The 1,464-nt window shown below is 70.4% G+C and carries 1 pseudogene; it reads right to left on the bottom strand.

The features are described 5' to 3' along the window. A pseudogene (locus ACFV2X_RS55600) lies at nt 1-1,464 on the bottom strand (type IV secretion protein Rhs); the annotation flags it as partial.

Raw genomic sequence — 1,464 nt, 5'->3', positions numbered from 1 at the left:
CCCGGCCCATCCGGTCCCGCCGGTACGTCAGTGCCACCTCCGGGCCGACGGCCTCCATCAGCCGCCCCACGGGGTCGTAGGAGAAGGTGCTGACCTGACCGTCGGCGTCCTTGCGCACGACCCGGCCGCAGGCGTCGTATTCGAGGGAGACGGTCTGGCCCAGGGGATCGGTGCGGGAGACCAGCTGGCCTGCCGCGTCGTACGCGTAGGTGAGGGTGCGCCCGTCGAAGTCCGTCTCGCTGAGTGTGCGGCCGGTCGGGCCGTACTCGTAGGTCCAGGTCAGACCCTGTGGATTGGTGACCTGGGTGAGGCGTAGCTGGGTGTCGTGCGTGAACTCGTGGCGGGTTCCGTCCGGGTCGGTCCGGGCGGCCAGTAGGTCGAAGTGGGTGTACTCGTATGTCGTCAGGCCGCCGCCGGCGTCCACATGAGCGGTGACGTTGCCCTCGCCGTCGTACGTCCAGCGCTGTTCGGCGCCGTCCGGGGCGATACGCCGTGACAGCTTGCCCTCCACCGTCCACTCCACGCGGGTGGTGGCGCCGAGCGGGTCGGTGATGGCGGTGGGGCGGCCGTAGGCGTCGCGGTGGTAGGCGGTGGCCGCGCCCAGGGGATCGGTGATCTCGACGGGGAGCCCGGCCGGGTCGCAGCGGATGTGGGTGGTGTCGCCGAGTGCGTTGGTGGTCGAGGCCAGGTGGCCGTGGTCGTCGTAGGCGTAGTGGGTGGTGTTGCCCAACGGGTCGGTGGCGGTGGTGCGGTTGCCGCGCTCGTCGTACGCGTAGCGCCAGGTGGCCCCGTCCGCGTGGGTGACCTCCACCGGCAGGCCCAGGTCGTTGTAGGCGGCGGTCCGCTGATGTCCGTCGGGGGTGGTCAGGGAGGTCAGCCGGCCGGCCGCGTCGTAGGTGTAGCCGGTGGTCCGGCCCAGGGCATCGGTACGGGAGAGGGCGCGGCCGTAACGGTCCCGCCGGGTGCGGACCGTGTTGCCGATGGCGTCTGTGACGGCGATGACCTGGCAGCGGTCGTTCACCAGATAGCGGGTGGTGTCGCCCTCGGCCGTGGTGACGGTGGTGACCCGGTGGCCGGTCCGCTCATCCGTAGGGCCGTAGTCGATGTGCAGGGAGATATGGCCCTCGGCGCCGCCCTCGGCGATGCAGCGGTCCCGGTTGTCGTAGACGTAGTCGTAGCGGCGGCCGTTGGTGTCGATCCACGCGATCACCCGGCGCTCGGCGTCGTACTCGAACCGCAGCGGCAGTCCGCAGGAGTTGACCACTTCGGTCAGATTGCCGTCCGTGTACGTGTAGCGGATGAGCTCCTGGTCGGCGCCCGCCAGGTGCAGGGCGGTGATACGGCCGCCGGCGGTGGTGAATTTGAGGTGGTAGCCGCCGCTGTGGACAATCCCAGCCGGGGCGCCATGCACGTCGTACTCGAAGGTCAGACGGTGGCCGTTACGGTCGCCGATCTCCGCCAGCA

Origin of the sequence: Streptomyces sp. NPDC059679 (genome assembly GCF_042734105.1) — a bacterium.
In the GTDB taxonomy this organism is placed as follows: Bacteria; Actinomycetota; Actinomycetes; order Streptomycetales; family Streptomycetaceae; genus Streptomyces.
The sequence above is the reverse complement of the archived record's forward strand: the minus strand, read 5'-3'. Positions and strand labels throughout refer to the sequence as shown.